General features: G+C 39.2%; 20 protein-coding genes. 18 read left to right on the forward strand and 2 right to left on the reverse strand.

Features of this window, described 5'->3' with window-relative positions; translation table 11 throughout:
* Window positions 1-4 precede the first annotated feature (4 nt).
* From mutL to E7413_02850, 11 genes are read left to right on the forward strand one after another with little or no spacing between them, the layout of a single operon-like run.
* Window positions 5-1,975 carry a DNA mismatch repair endonuclease MutL gene (gene mutL / locus E7413_02800; GenBank protein MBE7018791.1) on the forward strand — a complete coding sequence of 657 codons (1,971 nt, stop codon included), beginning with the start codon at window positions 5-7 and terminating at the stop codon, window positions 1,973-1,975.
* An 8-nt stretch (window positions 1,976-1,983) separates the two neighbouring features.
* Complete coding sequence (gene miaA, locus E7413_02805; GenBank protein MBE7018792.1) at window positions 1,984-2,907, forward strand: tRNA (adenosine(37)-N6)-dimethylallyltransferase MiaA; 924 nt, start codon at window positions 1,984-1,986, stop codon at window positions 2,905-2,907.
* A 5-nt stretch (window positions 2,908-2,912) separates the two neighbouring features.
* Entirely contained in the window at window positions 2,913-4,187 is a 1,275-nt protein-coding gene (locus E7413_02810; GenBank protein MBE7018793.1) for a hypothetical protein, read from the forward strand.
* Between the two features lie 37 nt (window positions 4,188-4,224).
* Window positions 4,225-4,911, forward strand: coding sequence for a YggS family pyridoxal phosphate-dependent enzyme (locus E7413_02815; protein MBE7018794.1), 687 nt, complete (start codon window positions 4,225-4,227; stop codon window positions 4,909-4,911).
* Window positions 4,912-4,965: 54 nt separating this feature from the next.
* Window positions 4,966-5,445 (forward strand): cell division protein SepF, encoded by a 480-nt coding sequence (locus E7413_02820; GenBank protein ID MBE7018795.1) that lies wholly within the window; start codon window positions 4,966-4,968, stop codon window positions 5,443-5,445.
* A gap of 22 nt (window positions 5,446-5,467) precedes the next feature.
* Window positions 5,468-6,238, forward strand: a complete 771-nt coding sequence (locus E7413_02825) for a hypothetical protein (GenBank protein MBE7018796.1) — start codon at window positions 5,468-5,470, stop codon at window positions 6,236-6,238.
* Between the two features lie 21 nt (window positions 6,239-6,259).
* The gene (locus tag E7413_02830; GenBank protein MBE7018797.1) at window positions 6,260-6,727 is read left to right on the forward strand and encodes a DivIVA domain-containing protein; all 468 of its coding nucleotides are present in this window, start codon (window positions 6,260-6,262) and stop codon (window positions 6,725-6,727) included.
* A 12-nt stretch (window positions 6,728-6,739) separates the two neighbouring features.
* A complete protein-coding gene (lspA, locus tag E7413_02835) occupies window positions 6,740-7,198 on the forward strand; it encodes a signal peptidase II (GenBank protein ID MBE7018798.1) in 459 nt (152 codons plus the stop codon).
* A gap of 10 nt (window positions 7,199-7,208) precedes the next feature.
* On the forward strand, window positions 7,209-8,111 hold the full coding sequence (locus tag E7413_02840) for an RluA family pseudouridine synthase (GenBank protein ID MBE7018799.1): 903 nt from the start codon (window positions 7,209-7,211) through the stop codon (window positions 8,109-8,111).
* Window positions 8,112-8,125: 14 nt separating this feature from the next.
* On the forward strand, window positions 8,126-8,518 hold the full coding sequence (locus E7413_02845) for a PaaI family thioesterase (protein MBE7018800.1): 393 nt from the start codon (window positions 8,126-8,128) through the stop codon (window positions 8,516-8,518).
* Window positions 8,519-8,538: 20 nt separating this feature from the next.
* The gene (locus E7413_02850; GenBank protein MBE7018801.1) at window positions 8,539-11,607 is read left to right on the forward strand and encodes a DUF4981 domain-containing protein; all 3,069 of its coding nucleotides are present in this window, start codon (window positions 8,539-8,541) and stop codon (window positions 11,605-11,607) included.
* A gap of 44 nt (window positions 11,608-11,651) precedes the next feature.
* On the opposite strand, the gene mscL is transcribed toward E7413_02850, so the two are convergent.
* Both mscL and E7413_02860 read right to left on the reverse strand, forming a co-directional pair.
* Window positions 11,652-12,080 carry a large-conductance mechanosensitive channel protein MscL gene (mscL, locus tag E7413_02855; protein MBE7018802.1) on the reverse strand — a complete coding sequence of 143 codons (429 nt, stop codon included), beginning with the start codon at window positions 12,078-12,080 and terminating at the stop codon, window positions 11,652-11,654.
* A 215-nt stretch (window positions 12,081-12,295) separates the two neighbouring features.
* Window positions 12,296-13,648 carry a citrate/2-methylcitrate synthase gene (locus E7413_02860; protein ID MBE7018803.1) on the reverse strand — a complete coding sequence of 451 codons (1,353 nt, stop codon included), beginning with the start codon at window positions 13,646-13,648 and terminating at the stop codon, window positions 12,296-12,298.
* 255 nt (window positions 13,649-13,903) lie between these two features.
* Here E7413_02860 and lepB point away from each other — a divergent pair, with 255 nt between their 5' ends.
* From lepB to ybaK, 7 genes are read left to right on the forward strand one after another with little or no spacing between them, the layout of a single operon-like run.
* Window positions 13,904-14,494 carry a signal peptidase I gene (lepB, locus tag E7413_02865; GenBank protein MBE7018804.1) on the forward strand — a complete coding sequence of 197 codons (591 nt, stop codon included), beginning with the start codon at window positions 13,904-13,906 and terminating at the stop codon, window positions 14,492-14,494.
* Between the two features lie 33 nt (window positions 14,495-14,527).
* Window positions 14,528-15,379 carry a ribosome biogenesis GTPase YlqF gene (gene ylqF, locus E7413_02870; GenBank protein MBE7018805.1) on the forward strand — a complete coding sequence of 284 codons (852 nt, stop codon included), beginning with the start codon at window positions 14,528-14,530 and terminating at the stop codon, window positions 15,377-15,379.
* Window positions 15,376-15,984, forward strand: coding sequence for a ribonuclease HII (locus E7413_02875; protein ID MBE7018806.1), 609 nt, complete (start codon window positions 15,376-15,378; stop codon window positions 15,982-15,984). The genes ylqF and E7413_02875 overlap by 4 nt, the downstream gene beginning before the upstream one ends.
* Window position 15,985: 1 nt before the next feature.
* Window positions 15,986-16,354 (forward strand): YraN family protein, encoded by a 369-nt coding sequence (locus E7413_02880; protein ID MBE7018807.1) that lies wholly within the window; start codon window positions 15,986-15,988, stop codon window positions 16,352-16,354.
* Window positions 16,341-17,033, forward strand: coding sequence for an epoxyqueuosine reductase (locus E7413_02885; protein ID MBE7018808.1), 693 nt, complete (start codon window positions 16,341-16,343; stop codon window positions 17,031-17,033). The genes E7413_02880 and E7413_02885 overlap by 14 nt, the downstream gene beginning before the upstream one ends.
* A gap of 34 nt (window positions 17,034-17,067) precedes the next feature.
* A complete protein-coding gene (locus E7413_02890; GenBank protein MBE7018809.1) occupies window positions 17,068-18,351 on the forward strand; it encodes a Gfo/Idh/MocA family oxidoreductase in 1,284 nt (427 codons plus the stop codon).
* 60 nt (window positions 18,352-18,411) lie between these two features.
* On the forward strand, window positions 18,412-18,882 hold the full coding sequence (gene ybaK, locus E7413_02895) for a Cys-tRNA(Pro) deacylase (protein ID MBE7018810.1): 471 nt from the start codon (window positions 18,412-18,414) through the stop codon (window positions 18,880-18,882).
* Window positions 18,883-19,044 lie beyond the last annotated feature (162 nt).

Genomic DNA, 19,044 nt, shown 5'->3' on the forward strand with positions numbered 1-19,044 from the left:
ACTTATGGGAACCATTCATGTATTAGACCGATTACTTTCTGATATGATTGCCGCAGGCGAGGTGGTTGAAAGACCTTCTTCTGTGGTGAAAGAACTGTTTGAAAATGCAAAAGATGCAGGTGCAGGCAGAATTACCGTAGAAATCGAGGAAGGCGGTAAAAAACGAATATCTGTTACTGACGACGGTGTTGGTATGGACCGTGAGGATGCAGTCCTCTCGGTTGTTCGGTATGCCACCAGTAAACTAAAAACCAAGGAAGATTTGTTTTCTATCGCTACCATGGGCTTCCGTGGAGAAGCATTGGCAAGTATCTGTGCAGTTTCCAAAATGACCATAATCACCCGAAAAGAGGAAGCACTTTCCGGTACAATGCTTATCTGTGAGGGCGGAGAAGTCACATCCGTAGAAGATATCGGCTGTCCTGTGGGTACTAAAATTACTGTTGAAAATTTATTCTATAACACGCCTGCAAGACTCAAATTCTTAAAAAAAGATGCCACGGAAGGTGCGTATATCGAAGAAATTGTGGCACGACTTATTTTATCCAATCCTCATTTGTCCATTAAATTCGTAAAAGACGGACGACAGGTGTATTATTCCAAGGGAGACAATGATATTCGCTCTGCAGTGTATGCAGTGTACGGAAGTCAACTGTCCGAACAGTTAATTATGGTAGATGCCGAAAAAAACGGTGTCAGAATTTCAGGATGTGTGGGATCTCCCAACTTAGCAAGGCCTACCCGTAAATTTGAACATTTCAGTGTCAACGGAAGAATCTGCAAATCCAAAATTTTGATTCAGGCGTTAGAGTATGCTTATTTTCAGAAAATGGCACAGGGGAAATATCCCTTTTGTGCTTTGGATATCCAAGTGGATTACACTTTGTGTGATGTGAATGTGCATCCGCAGAAAGCAGAAGTGAAATTCTCGGATGAGCAGAGTATTTATGATGCTGTTTATAGTGCCGTAAAGGAAGTAATTGAGGCCAAACTATTTGTGAAAGAAACCAAAACAGTTCCCATTGCTACGTCAAAAGCAGTGCAGTATGGAGAGCCAAAGACCTATCAACAACGCTCTTTCTTATCCAAAGAACCTGTTTCCGTGAAAACAGAAGCTCCCAAAAAGCAGGAACCGATTTTTAATCAGGTAAACGATTTTACTTTTATGAGAGAATCCAAATCGGATGAGAAACCGGCTACAGCAATCAAAAAAGAACCGATTGTGAATGAAAGTGTGATTCCCAAAAAAGAGGAAACACAAAACATTATAGAAGAAACAAAAGAAATAAAAGTAGAAAAAGAAGAAACGATTGTAATTGAACCATTGGCAGAAATCATTCCCCAAGAACCCAAAATCGTAGAAGAAGCGGCAGAAACCATTCCAGAAAAAATTGAAGAACCTCAGGAAACCTTCCGCGTCATCGGACAGGTATTTTCTTCCTACATTTTAATTGAAAAAGGGGACGAACTGCTCCTTTTAGACCAGCACGCCGCTCACGAACGGTTAAATTATGAAAAAATTCATCAGCAGATGACAACGAGGGAAGTTTATTCTCAGCTTCTTTTGGTACCGAAAATTATTGAATTTGCTCCCACTGATTACAGACTCATGTTGGAACATCTTGAGCTTTTGCAGAATGTGGGAATTATGGCAGACGATTTTTCCGATAATTCCATTGTGGTGCGGGAAATTCCCTGCGAAGTAAAAGAAAAAAATATTGAAAAATTATTATATGAAATTTTAGAAGAAATCAAAAAAAGCGGAAAGGTATTGCCCGAAAACTTCAATTTGAAGTTACTGTTTTTGGTAGCCTGCAAAATGAGTGTGAAAGCAAATACTGAGCTGTCTATGTATCAAATGGAAGAACTGGTCAAAGAAGCGTTTTCCTTAAATGGTAAAACTACCTGTCCTCATGGCAGACCGCTTTTTATCAGCTTTTCCAAAACAACTATTGAAACGAAATTTGAACGTTAGGAGTCCTTATGAATCAGGTCATCGTGATAGCAGGACCAACTGCTTCCGGGAAAACCGGTTTGTCGGTAGAGGTTGCAAAACAGTTGCATACAGAAATTGTGTCTGCAGATTCGATGCAGATTTATCAGGGGATGGATGTGGGAACCGCCAAGGTAACAGAAGACGAAATGTGCGGAATCCCGCATCATATGATAGATATTGTATCTCCTATGGAGAATTATAATGTCAGCCGTTATGTGGAAGATGCAAAACCCATTGTGGACGGCATTCTGGCACAGGGGAAAATCCCCGTAATTGCAGGCGGAACAGGGCTTTATATCAATTCTTTGGTATATGGATATGACCTTGCTCCCATTCCCAGTGATGATGCAGTACGAGAAGAAATCACAAAGCTTTACGAAGAAAAAGGCGGAGAATTTCTCTTAGAAGAGCTTCGTAAAATTGACCCGAAAACGGCAGACAGACTTCACCCTAACAACGCCAGACGATTGATTCGTGCTTTGGAAGTTTATCGCATTTCAGGCACTACCATTTCCGATCAGGAAGAGCGCACTAAAAATGCACCGAAACCATACGATGTGAAATTCTTCGTGTTGGATACCGATCGGGACAAGCTTTATGAACGGATTAACCGTAGAGTTGATTTGATGTTGGAAAATGGCTTGGTTGCGGAAGTAAAAACATTGCTTGAACAAGGGATTCCAAAAACCAACACCTCTATGCAGGCAATCGGTTATAAAGAAATCGTGGAATATTTAGACGGATATTTAACCTTGGACGAAGCGGTGGAAAAACTCAAAATGGAATCCCGCCGTTATGCCAAACGTCAGCTGACCTGGTTTCGCAGAAATGAAGGAGCTCATTGGTTGGAAGCAAGTTTACCGAAAGAGGAACTTGCAAAGGAAATTCTGGATACAATGAAAAAAAGGTGAAAAATATGGAAGAAAACAGAACAAAAGTAAAATGGAAATTGAAATTAAATATTCCTCCGGTATACTACATTGTGGGTGGCATTCTTTTGGTGTTAATTGCGATTGGGCTCTATATCTATTATCACCCCAGTTACAGTACTCAGGTAGTTTATCACGGACAGGAAGATCTGATGATTTCCGGTCAGGGGATTTTTGTTTGGGATGAAGAACTTCTCACATCATCCTCGAAAGGGGTAGCGGTGTTAAACTATTCCGATGGAGCTCGTGTTACGGCAAAAACTCATGTTGCAACCGTATATTCAGATGATATTGATACCACCAAACGTCAGAATATTAAATCCTTAAATGAACGGATCAATATTTTGGAAACGAATGTAAAAAATCACGGAGAAGACAGCGAAGAAACCGAAGATATCAAAGTGTTATTGCAAAAGAAGATGCAAAACGTATCCTATTATTCTCAAGCCGGAGCATTTGATGAACTTTTAAAGGAAGCGGAGGAAATTGAAGCATTGAATCTGGGTACGATGGGAGGTACTCCGGGAGAAGAATTGGAAAAGCTGAAACGTCAGCGTGACGATCTGGAGCGTTCTATTTCCGGAAGCAAAGATTCATTTTATTCCGCTTCATCAGGACTCATTACCTCAAAGGTAGACGGTTACGAAACCATTATTAATAAAAAAACCGTTCAGGATGCAGATAATAAGTTGTTTGATAATTTGTGGAATTCTTCTGCGGTAGATTATTCCAAATCCAATAAAGAATATGTTTTCGGAAAAATCGTGAATAATTACGAGCTCACATTGTTGGTGCGTGTATCTAACGAGGATGCGAAAGGAATTGTGGACAAACCTACAGACGATCCTACAAAAACAAATGTGCTTTATTTAAAAACATCCCGTGTGCCGGAAGGAAAAGTAGCCTGCACAGTGGAAGAGATTTCTTCCGGTGAAACGGAGACGATTTTGACACTTTCAGTCAGCCAACATTTGGATTCCTTCATGGGGGAACGTAAAATGGATATGGAGTTGATCAAGCAATCGTATAGCGGACTCAAAATTCCCAAGGAAGCAATTCAGGAAGATAGTGAAGGAAAATTTGTATTTATCGTGAAAGAAAACTTTGTCAGAAAACGCCCGGTTAAAGTGCTTTGTGAAAAAAATGAGTATGTTATTATTCGGGAAGATAATAATAATGATTCCAATGTATTATTGTATGATTTGGTTATTACGAAATACAAAAATCTGACAGAGGGAAGTCCTGCACCGAATGCACGATAGTTTTTTGTAAAAAAAACGAGAAAAGGAGCGAATCTGATTGACAACAGCAGAAAAACTTGATATAATAAAAGAGGAGATTTCTGATTGTGCAAAGAAGTCCGGCAGATGTTCTGAGGATATTATGCTTTTGCCTGTAACCAAGACAAAAACCGTGGAAGAAATTATGCCTGCTTTAGAGTATGGTATTAAGGCCATCGGAGAAAATTATGTGCAGGAGCTGGTTGCAAAATATGATATTCTTTGTCCTTATGTGGAAGAATTTCATATGATTGGTCATCTTCAATCCAATAAGGTGAAATATTTGGTTGATAAGGTAAGCTTGATTCATTCAGTGGAATCACACTCGGTGCTTTATGAGATTCAAAAGCAGATGAAAAAAAGAGATAAAATTCAGGATATTCTTTTGGAAGTGAATTTAACAAAAGAAGATTCTAAATTCGGAATCTATGAAGAACATTTGGAAGAATTTTATCAGAAAGCAAAAGAGTGTGCAAATGTACGGGTACGCGGTCTGATGACCATGCCACCTGTAGATTATCAGGAAGCACAGCTTCGCGGTGTGTTTTCAAAAATGCGGCAGATTTTTGAACGGTATAACGATCAGGATTCTGCTTGTGATATTCTGTCTATGGGGATGAGCAATGATTATACAATAGCCATTGAAGAAGGCTCCACCCTTGTCAGAATCGGCTCGAAAATATTCGGGCCAAGAGTTTATCAGTGATGGTTGATAAAACAGCATGCGAAATTCGATAATAACATATAGGAGGATAGTGCAATGTTTGCTGCTATTAAGAAAAAATTAATTGATTTTGGTATTTTGGAAAAAGAAGAGGAAGAATTGGACGACGTTGAGAAAATTTTCAAGGCGAAAGAAACTCCTGTGAAAGATATCCGAGAAATAAAAGATCCCAGAGAAATTCGTGAAGGTCTTTCTTCTTCTCCTAAAAAAGGAAAAATTGTGAATATTCACACCACCACCCAGTTAAAAGTGGTTGTGGTTCATCCGGTTGCATTTGAAGATTCCAGAGAAATTGCAGATCATTTAAAAACAAAAAAACCCATTGTTGTAAACTTAGAAAATATTGACCGTGAGGTAGCAAAAAGAATCATCGACTTTTTATCCGGTGCAGTGTATTCTTTAGATGGAAATATTCAGAAGATTTCTAACGGCATTTTTCTGATTGTTCCGTATAATATGGGTATTATGGGAGATTTTAAAGATGAACTCCGTAACAAAGTAGTATTTCCGTTCTAATGATATTGAGTTGGTTTGATTGATGCAAACAAAAACAGAGCTTTTAGCTAAAATTTCTGATAAAGAGGATCGTATGCTGTTATCTTCGGTATACGATAAGCTGGAGCAATCCTATCAGAGAAATTATTCCGTTTTTTCAGATTTTTTAGACGAACGGCAGGTTTCGATGGTGAAATCCTTTTTTCCTTTTTGGAAAGATCAGCTTTCTTTTTTTGGGGGGATTCAAAACGCAGGACGAAATATTTGTTATCTGCAATTTGGCTATGAACAGTTTCCGGTAAAGCTTTTGGAGCTTTCCTTTCCAAAGGGAGCCAATGTTACCCATCGTGATATTTTAGGTTCGCTGATGGGACTTGGGATTAAACGTCAAAAAATCGGAGACATTTTGGTTGGAGAACCGGGGAAAAGTAGTGTTGTTGCCGTAAAAGAAGAAATTGTATCATATATTCTGGAAAGCTTGACCTCAGTGGGAAGATATCCGGTTTCTATCAGGATTCTGGAAAATGTTACGGTTACGATGAAAGAAAAATGTTCTTATCGTTCCACAACGGTTTCAGCTTTAAGATTGGATTGCATTGTTGCCGATATTACACGTTTATCTCGAGAAAAAGCAAAAGATTTGATTTTGTCCGGACGGATAAAAGTAAACCATTTTGAAGAAACTAATTATAAAAAATTGCTTTCCTCAGGCGATTTGATTTCTATTTCAAAAAAAGGACGTTTTGCTCTTTCAGAAATTGAAGGCATTACCAGGAAGGACAGAATTAAAATAACGATTAAAAAATATGAATAAGGCATAGGAGACATTGCTCTTATGCCTTTCTGTAAGAGGGGGATTTCTATGTACACACCCATTGAGTTGGAAAATATAACCTTTAAAAAGGCTGCACTCGGTTATGATAAAGATGAAGTAATGGGCTTTATCAGCAGAATTTATCAGGATTATGATAAACTCTATAAGGAAAACCTGACATTAAAAGATAAAAACAATATGCTATCTGATGCAATTCGTGAGTATAAATCTATGGAAGATGCACTTCGTGATACCGTAGTCACCGCACATTCTATTTCTGATGAAGTAAAAAAGAATGCTCATAAGGAAGCAGAAGTAATCATCAAGGATGCAACTTTGCAAAAGGATGAAATGATTGCCAAAGCTTTGCAGGAAGCAGACGAGATTCAAGCGAAAGTTGCAAATTTAAAACAGGAATTTAGTATCTATAAATCTAAAATCAGAAGTTTGATTCAATCTCAGCTGGAGATTTTAGATATGGAACAGTAAGGGTATGTTAAAATGATGGTATTATATATGGGAATTGTGTTGCTTTTAATTTTAGCAACCCGATTTTTGGCATATTGGGGTAATATGGTATTAGTAAATGGTGATATTGATATTATTCCCAACGTGTTGAATTTAAGCTATGTGCAAAATTTTGGTGCAGGCTTCGGACTTTTTTCAGGCGCAAAATTTTGGTTGATTACTGTTTCAGTGCTGCTTTTTGTGATGATTACTTATTATGTGGTTCATCACAGAAAAGCGATAAAATTATCCACCCTGGTTCCTCTTGCCATGATTGCAGGCGGAGGTGTTTCCAATGTTGCAGATCGTTTGCAGTTTGGTTATGTGGTGGATTACATAAATTTCTATTGTATTGATTATCCCGTATTTAATTTGGCAGATATTTGTGTGGTAGTCGGTGTGTTCTGGATCGCCGCCAAAATTTTATTTGCAAAAGAACCTGAAAAGCAATAGGAGATGCCCTATGGAGCTGATTGTATCGACATCAGAAAAAATCAGAATCGATAAATATCTTGCAGATACCTGTCCGGATTTCACCAGAAATTTTGTGCAAAAATTGATTGAAGAAGAACAGGTTACCGTAAATGGTAATGCATGCACAAAAAAAACAATGGTTGTAGACGGAGATGTGATTTCCTGTCAGATTCCTGAACCCAAGGAACTTTCTGTAAGAGAAGAAAATATACCTTTGGAAATTGTGTATGAAGACGATTCTCTGATTGTTGTGAACAAGCCTCGCGGCATGGTGGTGCATCCTGCTAACGGAAATTATGAAGGCACCCTGGTGAACGCTTTGTTGTATCACTGTAAAGGGCGCCTTTCTTCAATTAATGGTGTCATTCGTCCCGGAATTGTTCATCGGATTGATAAAGATACCAGCGGAATTCTGTTAGTGGCAAAAACGGATGCGGCACATTTGTCTTTAGCTGAGCAAATTAAGGAACATTCTGTGAAACGAGAATATGTTGCTTTGTTAGACGGTGTTATCAAAGATGATGGCGGAACGGTGGATAAGCCCATCGGAAGAAGCGAAAAAGACCGCAAAAAAATGGCGATTACCCTGAAAAATTCCAGGAATGCGATAACACATTACATGGTGTTGGAACGGTATTTAGGATATTGTTTGGTGAAATGTCGCTTGGAAACAGGAAGAACACATCAGATTCGTGTGCATATGGCAAGTTTGGGTCATCCGGTTACAGGAGATCAGGTATATGGTGCAAAAAAACAGAAGCTGTTTCATGAGGGGCAGTTGCTCCATGCGAAAACCATTGGATTTATTCACCCCAACACCGGAGAATATATGGAATTCACTTCTGAACTTCCAAAAGAATTTCAAGAAGTGCTACGAAAACTAAAACAGTAAAAGGATTTTGTGTTATGAAAACATTAGATGAAGTACGTTCTTTTTTTCAAAATGACCGTTTTGCAACGGAAAATGGAATGGTAATTGATGAGATTGAAGAAAATTATGCCAAATGCAGTTTAACCATTGCCCCGAAACATAAAAATGCCGTAGGTGGTGTGATGGGAGGCGTATATTTTACATTAGCGGATTTTTGCTATGCCGTTGCTACCAATCATCAGGAACCGAAGTGGGTATCCTTAAATTCTACCATTTCCTTTTTGGGAAGACCGAAAGGGGAACAGTTGATTGCCGTTGCTACTTGTATCAAAAACGGTCGTTCTACAAATCTTTACACTGTCACTGTGACAGATGAACAGAAAAATCTTGTTGCATCTGTTTCGATTACCGGCTTTTGTACGAAATAAGCATTCTGCTAAAAAAGGAGATGTTTGTTATGAAATCTGATTTGCAATTTTGGCAGGATTACACCATATTACATAAAAACCGTCTGGAACCGCATGCGTATCTGATTCCTTATCACGACCTTGTGTCTGCAAAAAGGGGAATTCGGGAAGAATCCCGGAATGTTCAGATGCTAAACGGTGTTTGGCGGTTTTCTTATTATGAACATACATTGTTGGTTCCGGAAGATTTTTGGAGCCTTGATTTTTCCGATATCGGTTGGGATGAACTTCCCGTTCCGTCTTGTTGGCAAATGCATGGCTACGGCATTAAAAATTATCTGAATACTCGTTATCCCTTTCCGGTCACCCCGCCTGAGGCTCCCAAGGAGGGGGCAGTAGGGTGTTATCGCAGAACTTTTACAATCCCGAAAGGATGGAATCATAAAACCGTTAAGTTGGTATTTGACGGTGTGGCAACAGCTTATTCGGTATATGTAAACGGCAGGGAAGTCGGCTTTAGTCAGGGATCTCATCTAACTTCGGAATTTGATATCACCGATTATCTTACAGAGTGGGAAAATCTGCTGGCAGTTCAAGTCTTTCAGTGGGCATATTCCTCTTATCTGGAATGTCAGGATATGTGGCGTTTTAACGGCATTTTTCGCGATGTTTATTTGATTGCTGCAGAGAAAAATACACTGGAAGATATTTCTGTAACATCGTCATTTGATGATGCTTATTGCAATGCTGTTTTATCTGTTCGGGCACAATTTCACGATGATGGTGTTGGGAAAGTAAACTTCACATTGATAGATGAGGAGGGTGCCGTCCTTTTTTCGGAAAAATTTGTTATGTCAAAGGAGATTTCTTTCACAAAAGAATTGGTTTCTCCTAAAAAATGGACGGCAGAAACTCCGTATTTGTATCAGCTTTTGACGGAAACTTCCGGTGAAGTTTATTCCATGCGGATTGGAATCCGACAGGTAGAAATTAAAAACAGTATTTTTTTGGTAAACGGAGCACCTATCAAGATTCGGGGAGTAAACCGTCATGATATTCATCCCGATACGGGTTATACCGTAACTATGGATGATATGAAAAAAGACATTGTGCTGATGAAACAGCATAATATCAATGCAGTCCGCACGGCACATTACCCCAATGACCCTCGTTTTTTGGAACTTTGCGATTGTTATGGACTGTATGTGATTTGCGAAACTGATTTGGAAACGCATGGCATGGAATCTTTGAATCGTGATTTTTTTGATTTAGAGTCTCGTCGGAGCAATGCAAATCGTTTATCCGATCATGCAGATTGGGAACATCAATATGTAGACCGTATGAAACGAATGGTGGAGCGGGATAAAAACCACCCGTCCGTGATTATGTGGTCTTTGGGAAATGAATCGGGAAGCGGACGCAATCATCGTGCAATGGCGGATTGGGTACACGAAAATTATCCCGGTATGCCGGTGCATTATGAGGGAGAATGTATTCAGCAGGCAGATTTGCCAAAGTATGCGGACGTTTCCAGCTTAATGTATCCTTATCCTGAGGTCTGCGTTGAGCGTTGTACCGATGAAAATGATAAGCGACCTTTCTTTTTATGTGAATACGCGCATGCAATGGGAACCGGCCCCGGTGGACTTACTGATTATCAGGAACTGATTGAAAAATATGATAATTTTATGGGTGCATGTGTTTGGGAATGGGTTGACCATGGTATCAGAGAATATGATGAAAACGGTCAACCTTACTTTACCTATGGAGGAGACCACGGGGACTGGCCCAATGACCGTGAATTCTGTATTGACGGACTTTGCTCGCCCGATAGAGTTGCCCACCCCGGTCTGTTGGAATATAAAAAGGTAATTGAACCTGTTGCGGTTACGGATTTTGATGTGGTAACCCAAACAGTTACGATAAAAAACAGATATGATTTTACAGAGTTATCTCATTTAGACGGACATTGGAAGTTGCTTTGTAACGGAGTGGTTACGGAAGAAGGTGCTTTGGTTGGGTTTGAGCACATCAAGCCTCATCAAAGTAAAAAGATAACAGTTCCGTACAATAACGATTCAGCAGACGGAAAAGAATGGATTTTAGATCTTTCTTTTACCACGAAAAAAGATACTTCTTGGGCAAAAGCAGGGCATATAACAGCTCGTTCGCAATTCGCATTTCCCTATGAGCCAAAACCTTTTTCGTTTTTGGAAAATGGTGCTGTTCATGTGGCAGATGAACGAACAATGATTACGATTTTCGGAACTGATTTTTCCTATCGGTTTTCCAAATTATCGGGCACGTTTGAATCATTGGTTTTTCATGGTTCCGAATTTTTAAAGGCGGGTCCTAAGCTGAACGCTTGGTGGGCACCTACAGATAATGACCGCATTGGCGGAGAGTGTGTGGAACCTAATTGGTTGGAAGCAGGGCTGAACCGATTGCAGCATTATGCGAGAGATGTGCGGATTGTTTGCCAAACAAACACTTTGGTTGCATTCTCTGTGAGAGCACGATTGGCCACTCCTACCATGTTGCCGCTTTTTGAAGTAGAGTATCAATATACGGTGAACGGGGCAGGGGAAATAATGCTTACCGTTTCCTATCAGATGGGAAATGTGAAATCTGATTTTACCCCCGAATGCTTACCCAAAATTGGTTTGCAGATGGTTTTGGAGCCTTCCTATCAAACAATGAAATGGTACGGAAAGGGGCCGCATTTTTCTTATCCTGATATCAAAGAAAGTGCCATGGTCGGTATCTACGAAATGCCTGTTTCAGAGTTGTTTGAACATTACATTCGACCCCAGGAAAATTGTAATCGTTCGGATATTCGTTGGGTCAGTATGAAAAATGATGACGGCATTTCCTGGACGGTAACGGGAGATGGCATATTGTTGAATACTTCTGCGTATTATTATTCCGATTACGCTATTGAAAAAGCAGGGCACAATCATTTGCTTTCCCCTGAAAACAACATATATTTTAATGTGGATTATCAAGTGTCCGGAATCGGCACGGGAAGTTGCGGTCCTCGCACATTCTCAAAGTATCGTGTTTTTTCGAAAGATGATGCATTCACAATAGTATTCACACCAAAAGCATAAGAAAAAGGCTATCCCGTCGGGATAGCCTTTGTTCGTTTGAAAACTTATACTAAAGTTTCATCTTTTGCTTTATCTTTTAATAAATCTCTGATTTCTTCCAGTAATACTACATCGTCTTCTTTTTTCGGAGGTTCTTCGGGAACAGCTTCCTCTTTCTTTTTAGAGAGAGCTGCAACCACTTTAATAAACACGAAAATAGACAATGCGATGATGAAGAAGTCGATAATGGTCTGGATAAAAGCACCGTATTTGATTTCTGCTCCGCCCACGGTATAAGCAAGATCTGCAAAACTCACACCGCCCATTAATAAACCAATTGCAGGAGTAATTACGTTTTCTACCAGGGATGTAACGATTTTACCGAAAGCACCGCCGATAATAACGCCGACTGCCATATCAAGCACATTGCCTTTTAATGCAAATGCCTTAAATTCAGAAATGAAGCCACTTGCTTTTTTCTTTGCATTTTTCATAATATAAATTCCTTTCCCTTTTTTTTTATTTAGCATAATATGAGATCATTTAATTTTCTTTTGACATAAGAAGCTGCTTTAAAATTTTAGTGGCATATCTTTTGCAAAAAAGAATTCCTGCTACCGTTAAAATGTTTGAGACGCTTAAATGCTTGTTAACACTCTATGCGTAGCCACAGTTCCTTTTTAATCGGAGAGTAAAAGAAAAAGAAGGTTTATTCACGTTCTTCTAAGGGGATGTATTTGGTGTCTTTGGAAACGCATTTGTATGCAGGACGCATAATCTTTTTATTCATAGAGATTTCTTCAATAATATGTGCCCCCCAGCCTGCGATTCTGGAAATAGCAAATAAGGGAGTAAAAAGTTCTTTCGGAATGTTTAACATCTGATATACAAATCCGGAATATAAGTCCACGTTAGCGCAGATATCTTTACTGGTTTTACGGTTGATAACAATGGGGGCTAACCGTTCCACAGCTTCATATACGCGGAATTGATCCATAGCACCTTTTTCTTCTGCTAATTCTTTTGCTTTTTCTCGGAGCAATTCTGCACGAGGATCAGAAATGGTGTAAACCGCATGGCCCATGCCGTAAATCAGACCGCTTTTATCATATGCTTTTTTATCCAGAATATTTGTTAAATGTGCCATGATTTCGTCATCGTTGTCCCAATGTTCCACATTTTCACATAAGTCTTCCATCATTTCTACAACCTTGATGTTAGCACCGCCGTGACGGGGGCCTTTTAAGGAACCGATTGCCGCTGCAATTGCAGAATATACGTCAGTACCGGAAGAGGTTACCACGTGAGATGTGAAGGTGGAGTTGTTACCGCCGCCATGTTCTGCATGTAAAATCAGCATCAAATCTAAAATTTCTGCTTCAAGCGGAGAAAACTTTCTGTTGGTACGAATCAAATGCAGAAAATTTTCTGCAATGGAATATTCTTTCTTGCAACGATGAAGAACCAAACTTTTATCATCAAAGTAATGGCGTTTTGCCTGATAACCGTATGCAGCAATGGTGCTTAAGCAGGAAACCAATTTGATAATCTGGCTGATAACATTTGGGATGCTGGTGTCATCGGGATTTTTATCATAAGAATATAAAGCTAATACACCACGTGCCAGTTTATTCATAATATCTTTGCTGGGTGCTTTCAAAATCATATCTTCGGTGAAGCCTTCAGGTAACTCACGGTATTCGGCAATATTTTCACAGAAGATTTCAAATTCTTCTTTGGTGGGTAACTTGGAGAATAAAAGCAAGAAAATAACTTCTTCGAAGCCCATTCTTTTGCCTTTTAAACCGGCAATAATATCACGGATTTCGATACCTCGATAGGAAAGTTTACCGGGAATCGCTATCTTTTCATCATTTTCAATAATATAACTGCTGACATTACCAACGGTGGTTAACCCAACCAGAACACCGGTTCCGTTGGCGTTACGAAGACCTCTTTTTACATCATATTTTCCGTAAAGAGAGGAATCAATCTGAGAAAATTCTCCTACTTTTTCGGCTAAATGAGCAATATATTCCTGAGATAATTTTGTTTTTTCCATATGTATTTTAATCTCCTTTGCAAAAAAAATAGTTGGAGCCAATAAAAAAAGAGGCATATCATCCTAACATTTTATATAGACTTTCATTTTATTTTACAATAAAATGACAAATTAGTCAATAACAATTACAACAAAATCATAAAAATATTTGAAAGCGGTTGACATCTATCCCATCATTTGATAAAATAATGGTAAAATGAGAAGTGTTTTTACAACACAAATCAAATGTGTTTTTTAAAGAAAGGATACTCCAAAATGAATTTTGAAGAAGAAAACGTAATTCCAACTGTTCAGAAAGAAAAAAAGACCTGGAAGCAAGAACTTCTGGAATGGATTTATTGTCTGGGTATTGCGGCATTGGTTGCAATGTTACTGATTACCTTTGTAGGCCAGATTGTTGATGTAAACGGCATCTCCATGGAACCCACTTTGCATCATCAGAATAAATTGGTGCTCTTTAAGTTGGGCTATTCTCCCAAAAAAGGAGATGTGGTTGTGTTTGATCCCAAAGGGGATAATAAAGCCTACATTAAACGAGTAATTGCTACTCCCGGTGATACCGTGGATATCAAGCCGGATGAAACCGGAGAATTTTTTGATGTGTATGTAAATGACGAGAAATTAGAAGAATCTTACATAGCTGAGAAAATTCATATAACCAGATTAGGGACCTTTGAGGGACCCCAGACAGTGCCGGAGGGTCATGTGTTTGTATTGGGAGATAACCGAAACAACAGTGATGATAGCCGTGATACCATGCGTGTTGGTATGGTTGAATACGATTCTATTAAAGGGAAAGCCATTTTCAGAATCTGGCCCCTCAATCAGATTGGTCCCATCCGTTAAACGATTACAGAAAAAACAATCCGGAGGATTCTTATGAATATCAACTGGTATCCCGGTCATATGGCGAAAACCAAACGCTTAATTTCCGAGGATTTAAAATTAGTGGATGCTGTGGTGGAAGTGTTGGATGCAAGAATTCCTGTGTCCTCCAAAAATCCTGATATTGATGAACTTTGCAAGAATAAGCCCAAAATTGTGTTGTTAAATAAATCTGATATGGCTGATGATGTTATTACAGACCGCTGGGTTTCCTATTACAAGGAACAGGGAATTTTAGCTTTAAAAGTGAATTGTGAAACAGGGGAAGGGCTAAAACGGATTCCTTCTGATTTAAAGGAACTTTTGAAAGAAAAGCTTGATCGTAACCGTGAAAAAGGGGTATTTAAACCGATTCGAATTATGGTGGTTGGAATTCCGAACTCCGGGAAATCGTCTTTTATCAATCGGATTGCCAATAATAAACGCTTAAAAACGGAAGACCGTCCCGGTGTTACTGTGCATAAGCAATGGGTAAAAGTATCCAACGAAATTGAGCTGATGGATACTCCCGGAATTTTATGGCCCAAGTTGGGCGATGAAACAGTATCTTTGCATCTTGCCTTTACCGGCGCAATTAAAAGTCAGATTTTAGATGTGGAAGAACTGGGTGTTTATCTGATTGATTATCTTCTTACCAATCATTCTGAGGCTCTTGCAGAACGTTATAAAATCACACTGGAAGAATTTGATGATAAACTGACTGTTTATGAAAAAATTGCCTTGAAACGAGGATATATATTCAAGAAAAATGATCCCGATTACGAACGCTGTGCCAACGCCGTGTTAGATGATTTTAAAAATGGACGTTTTGGGAAACTGAGTTTAGAAATTCCGGAGGATTTATGAGCGAGTTTATTGACGAATTAGAACTCATTGGAGACGGTAAAACTTATCAGTATATCTGTGGTGTGGACGAAGCGGGCAGAGGTCCTCTTTGTGGACCGGTTGCGGCTGCAGCGGTGATTATGCCGAAAGATTCTCGTATTGAAGGAGTAAACGATTCCAAAAAACTCACCGAAAAGAAAAGAGAAGTTCTGTATGAGCAGATTATAAAGGAAGCTATCGCTTATCACGTATGTCTCATTGATAATGAAGAAATTGATGAAATCAATATTTTAAATGCCACACTGAAGGCGATGGAAACTGCTATCAATAATTTAACTGTAAAAGCAGATTTTGCCTTGATAGACGGTAACCGTAATAAGGGGATTACTACTCCTAATCAGATGGTGGTAAAAGGAGATTCCAAATCTTATTCTATTGCTTGTGCATCCATTCTGGCAAAAGTGACCCGAGACCGCCTGATGGAAGAATATGATAAGCAGTATCCCGAATATGGTTTCTTAAAACATAAAGGCTATGGAACCAAAGCTCATTACGAAGCCATTGAACAACACGGGATTACTCCCATTCACAGAAAAACATTTTTAAAGAAAATTCTGGAGAAATGATATGGAAAAATATCGCCAGAGTATTGGAAAACAAGGCGAAACCAAGGCAAAAAACTATTTGAAACGGCGAGGGTATCAGATTTTAGAATCCAATTACCGCACCAAAGCCGGAGAAATTGATTTGATTGCTAAAGAGAAGGACTGTCTTGTTTTTGTGGAAGTGAAAACCAGAACCAGTGAAGAATACGGAACCCCTGCTGAGGCGGTTTCTTTTTATAAGCAGCAACATATGATGAAAAGTGCGCGGTATTATCTGGCGCGTCACGGTGGAGAATGTGAATGCAGATTTGATGTGGTTGAGGTTCGCCTGCCATCAAAAGGATGGTTGAAAATCGCGAAAATCAATCATTTGAAAAATGTGCTGCAATGAGGGAATCATGGAACAGTTTACTAAGGATTTAAAAGAATTTTTAATTAGAAATGGAGCATCGGATGTTGGATTTGCCAAAGTGTCTTACGATTCTTTGGAATATGCAGTTTCTATCGTAGTAAAACTTTCTGATTTTGTGATTTCTCAGATTGACACAGCACCCACTTATACGTACTTTAATCACTATAAAACTGCCAACGCTTTGATTGACCGTTTAGGTCTGTTGTGCGGACAGAAAATTGAAGAGCAGGGAGGATTATACTTTCCCATTCCTGCTTCCCAGACTGTAAACGGTCATAATACCTATGCAGGTGAATATTCTCACAAAAAGGCAGCCGTTTATGCAGGGCTTGGAACAATTGGAAAAAATGCTTTGTTTCTACACAAACAATACGGTCCTGCCATTCGACTTGGAACAGTGTTTACTAATTTGCCGTTAGCTACGGGAGAGCCACTGTCGGAAGACCTTTGTGACGGATGCAACCTCTGTGTCAAAAACTGTCCCGCTCAGGCATTATATGGTAAAAAATTCAGTTGGGACGACCCCGATTTGTCTCTTCTGGATCGAAAAGCCTGTTCTGATTATATGAAAAAGCAGTTTATGCACATTGGACGCGGTTCGGTTTGCGGAATTTGTATGAAACAGTGTATGGAACATTTTAAAACACTTCACAACTAGGGAATTACTCGCAGAAAGGAAACTAGGAATCATTATGAAACAGTTATCACTGATTTTAATTGGCGGGGGAGACCGTGGCAGCAGTTATTTGAAATATTTGCAGCAGAACCCCGAAAAATTTAAGTTGGTTGGGATTGCAGAACCCATCCGTGAAAAACGAGAATATTTAAGAGATTTATATAACGTGCCGCAGGAAAATTGCTATGAGAGCTACGAAGAAATTTTAGCACTTCCCAAATTTGCGGATATTGCCATGATTTGCACTCAGGATAAAATGCATTATGAACCGGCGCTTTTGGCAATGGAAAAGAAATATGATTTGCTGATGGAGAAACCGATTTCTGTTTCTCCCGAAGAATGTTATAAAATGTATCGTGCAGCAGAAGAACACGGTGTAAAAAGCGTGGTTTGTCACGTGCTTCGCTATACTCCGTTCTATAAAGCAATCAAAAAATTTATTGCAGACGGCAATATGGGCGAAATTATGAATATGATTCATACCGAGGGCGTCGGCAATGTACATATCAGTCATAGCTATGTGAGAGGGAACTGGAGAAAAGAATCCGAATCTTCTCCCATGCTTCTGGCAAAATGTTGTCATGATACCGATTTATTGCAGTGGTTGGTAGGGGAACTTTGCACTAAAGTGCAATCTGTGGGTACGCTTTCTTATTTTTGCGAAAAGAATAAACCGGAAGGTGCTCCCAAACGCTGTCTGGACGGATGTCCTCATAAAGACACCTGCTATTACTATGCTCCCGATTTATACCGTCTTCCCACAGCTGAGGTCCAGCATTTCCGTGCGATTGTTGCCAATAAATTTGACCCCACTGATGAAGAATTAGATGAAATCTTAAAAACATCTCCTTACGGCAGATGCGTGTATCAGTGCGATAATGATGTGGTGGACCATCAGATTGTGAATATGCAGTTTGGGGAAGATAAATATGCTTCTTTAACTATGTCCGGCTTCAATAAAGGCGGTCGAGTGACCACCATTATGGGAACCGAAGGGGAACTTCGTGCGGATATGGAAGAACAGTCTGTCACTTTCTATAGCTTTAAAACCCACGAAACCACTTCTGTTTATCAACCTGAAGCAGGATTTGACCAGACCATTGCCGGCGGACACGGCGGTGGAGATATGGGCATTATGGCAGATTTATATGATTATCTGGCATTAGGACAGCCCTCTGATTCCATTTCCGATTTAAAAGTATCCTGCATGAGTCATCTGATTTGTTTTGCTGCGGAGGATGCCCGTAAAAAAGGCATTACCGTGGATATGGGAACTTATTTAAAACAGTTTGAATCTTAATATGATAAAATAGACACTCCAATCTCAGAGTGTCTATTTTTGGAAAGGTAACAAAAAATTATGGAAAAAACAAATGCAATGCGTATATTAGACAAACAAACAATTTCATATTCTGTGGAAACTTACGATGCCTCCGACGGTGCTTTGGACGGAGTAACCGTTGCAGGAAAAATCGGTCAGGACCCAAAATTTGTATATAAAACTCTGGTGACGCAAGGAAAATCAAAAAATTATTTTGTGTTTGTGATTCCCGTAGCAAAAGAACTGGATTTAAAAGCTGCTGCAAAATCCGTGGGTGAAAAATCCGTGGAAATGATTGCAGTAAAGGACATCAACAAAATTACAGGTTATATCCGAGGCGGTTGCTCTCCTGTGGGGATGAAAAAACAGTTTCAGACGGTGATTGATGAATCCGCAAAAGAATTAGAATACTTCTATGTCAGCGCAGGGAAAATCGGGATGCAATTAAAATTGAATCCGTGTGAATTAGCAGAACTCATTTGCGCCAATTTTATAGCAATTACTTTTTAATCCTGTCTTGACACGAGTAAGAATTTTGTCGAAAGATAGATGAATATACAGAATTTAGTATATATGAACTATAAATTAAGAATTAGTAAAAATAAGGTTTTTGGATATTTTATTTAGAGGTGAAGTAACTGATGATAAGAGAATTACATATATCTGGTTTTC

It is taken from the genome of Oscillospiraceae bacterium (assembly GCA_015068645.1).
Classification (GTDB): Bacteria; Bacillota; Clostridia; order UMGS1840; family UMGS1840; genus SIG452.

Coding starts and splice junctions, on each gene's coding strand:
- mutL (MBE7018791.1), top strand. CDS start 5: ATGGGAACCATTCATGTATTAGACCGATTACTTTCTGATATGATTGCC.
- miaA (MBE7018792.1), top strand. CDS start 1,984: ATGAATCAGGTCATCGTGATAGCAGGACCAACTGCTTCCGGGAAAACC.
- E7413_02810 (MBE7018793.1), top strand. CDS start 2,913: ATGGAAGAAAACAGAACAAAAGTAAAATGGAAATTGAAATTAAATATT.
- E7413_02820 (MBE7018795.1), top strand. CDS start 4,966: ATGTTTGCTGCTATTAAGAAAAAATTAATTGATTTTGGTATTTTGGAA.
- E7413_02825 (MBE7018796.1), top strand. CDS start 5,468: ATGCAAACAAAAACAGAGCTTTTAGCTAAAATTTCTGATAAAGAGGAT.
- E7413_02830 (MBE7018797.1), top strand. CDS start 6,260: ATGCCTTTCTGTAAGAGGGGGATTTCTATGTACACACCCATTGAGTTG.
- lspA (MBE7018798.1), top strand. CDS start 6,740: ATGATGGTATTATATATGGGAATTGTGTTGCTTTTAATTTTAGCAACC.
- E7413_02840 (MBE7018799.1), top strand. CDS start 7,209: ATGGAGCTGATTGTATCGACATCAGAAAAAATCAGAATCGATAAATAT.
- E7413_02845 (MBE7018800.1), top strand. CDS start 8,126: ATGAAAACATTAGATGAAGTACGTTCTTTTTTTCAAAATGACCGTTTT.
- E7413_02850 (MBE7018801.1), top strand. CDS start 8,539: ATGTTTGTTATGAAATCTGATTTGCAATTTTGGCAGGATTACACCATA.
- mscL (MBE7018802.1), bottom strand. CDS start 12,080: ATGAAAAATGCAAAGAAAAAAGCAAGTGGCTTCATTTCTGAATTTAAG.
- E7413_02860 (MBE7018803.1), bottom strand. CDS start 13,648: ATGGAAAAAACAAAATTATCTCAGGAATATATTGCTCATTTAGCCGAA.
- lepB (MBE7018804.1), top strand. CDS start 13,904: ATGAATTTTGAAGAAGAAAACGTAATTCCAACTGTTCAGAAAGAAAAA.
- ylqF (MBE7018805.1), top strand. CDS start 14,528: ATGAATATCAACTGGTATCCCGGTCATATGGCGAAAACCAAACGCTTA.
- E7413_02875 (MBE7018806.1), top strand. CDS start 15,376: ATGAGCGAGTTTATTGACGAATTAGAACTCATTGGAGACGGTAAAACT.
- E7413_02880 (MBE7018807.1), top strand. CDS start 15,986: ATGGAAAAATATCGCCAGAGTATTGGAAAACAAGGCGAAACCAAGGCA.
- E7413_02885 (MBE7018808.1), top strand. CDS start 16,341: ATGTGCTGCAATGAGGGAATCATGGAACAGTTTACTAAGGATTTAAAA.
- E7413_02890 (MBE7018809.1), top strand. CDS start 17,068: ATGAAACAGTTATCACTGATTTTAATTGGCGGGGGAGACCGTGGCAGC.
- ybaK (MBE7018810.1), top strand. CDS start 18,412: ATGGAAAAAACAAATGCAATGCGTATATTAGACAAACAAACAATTTCA.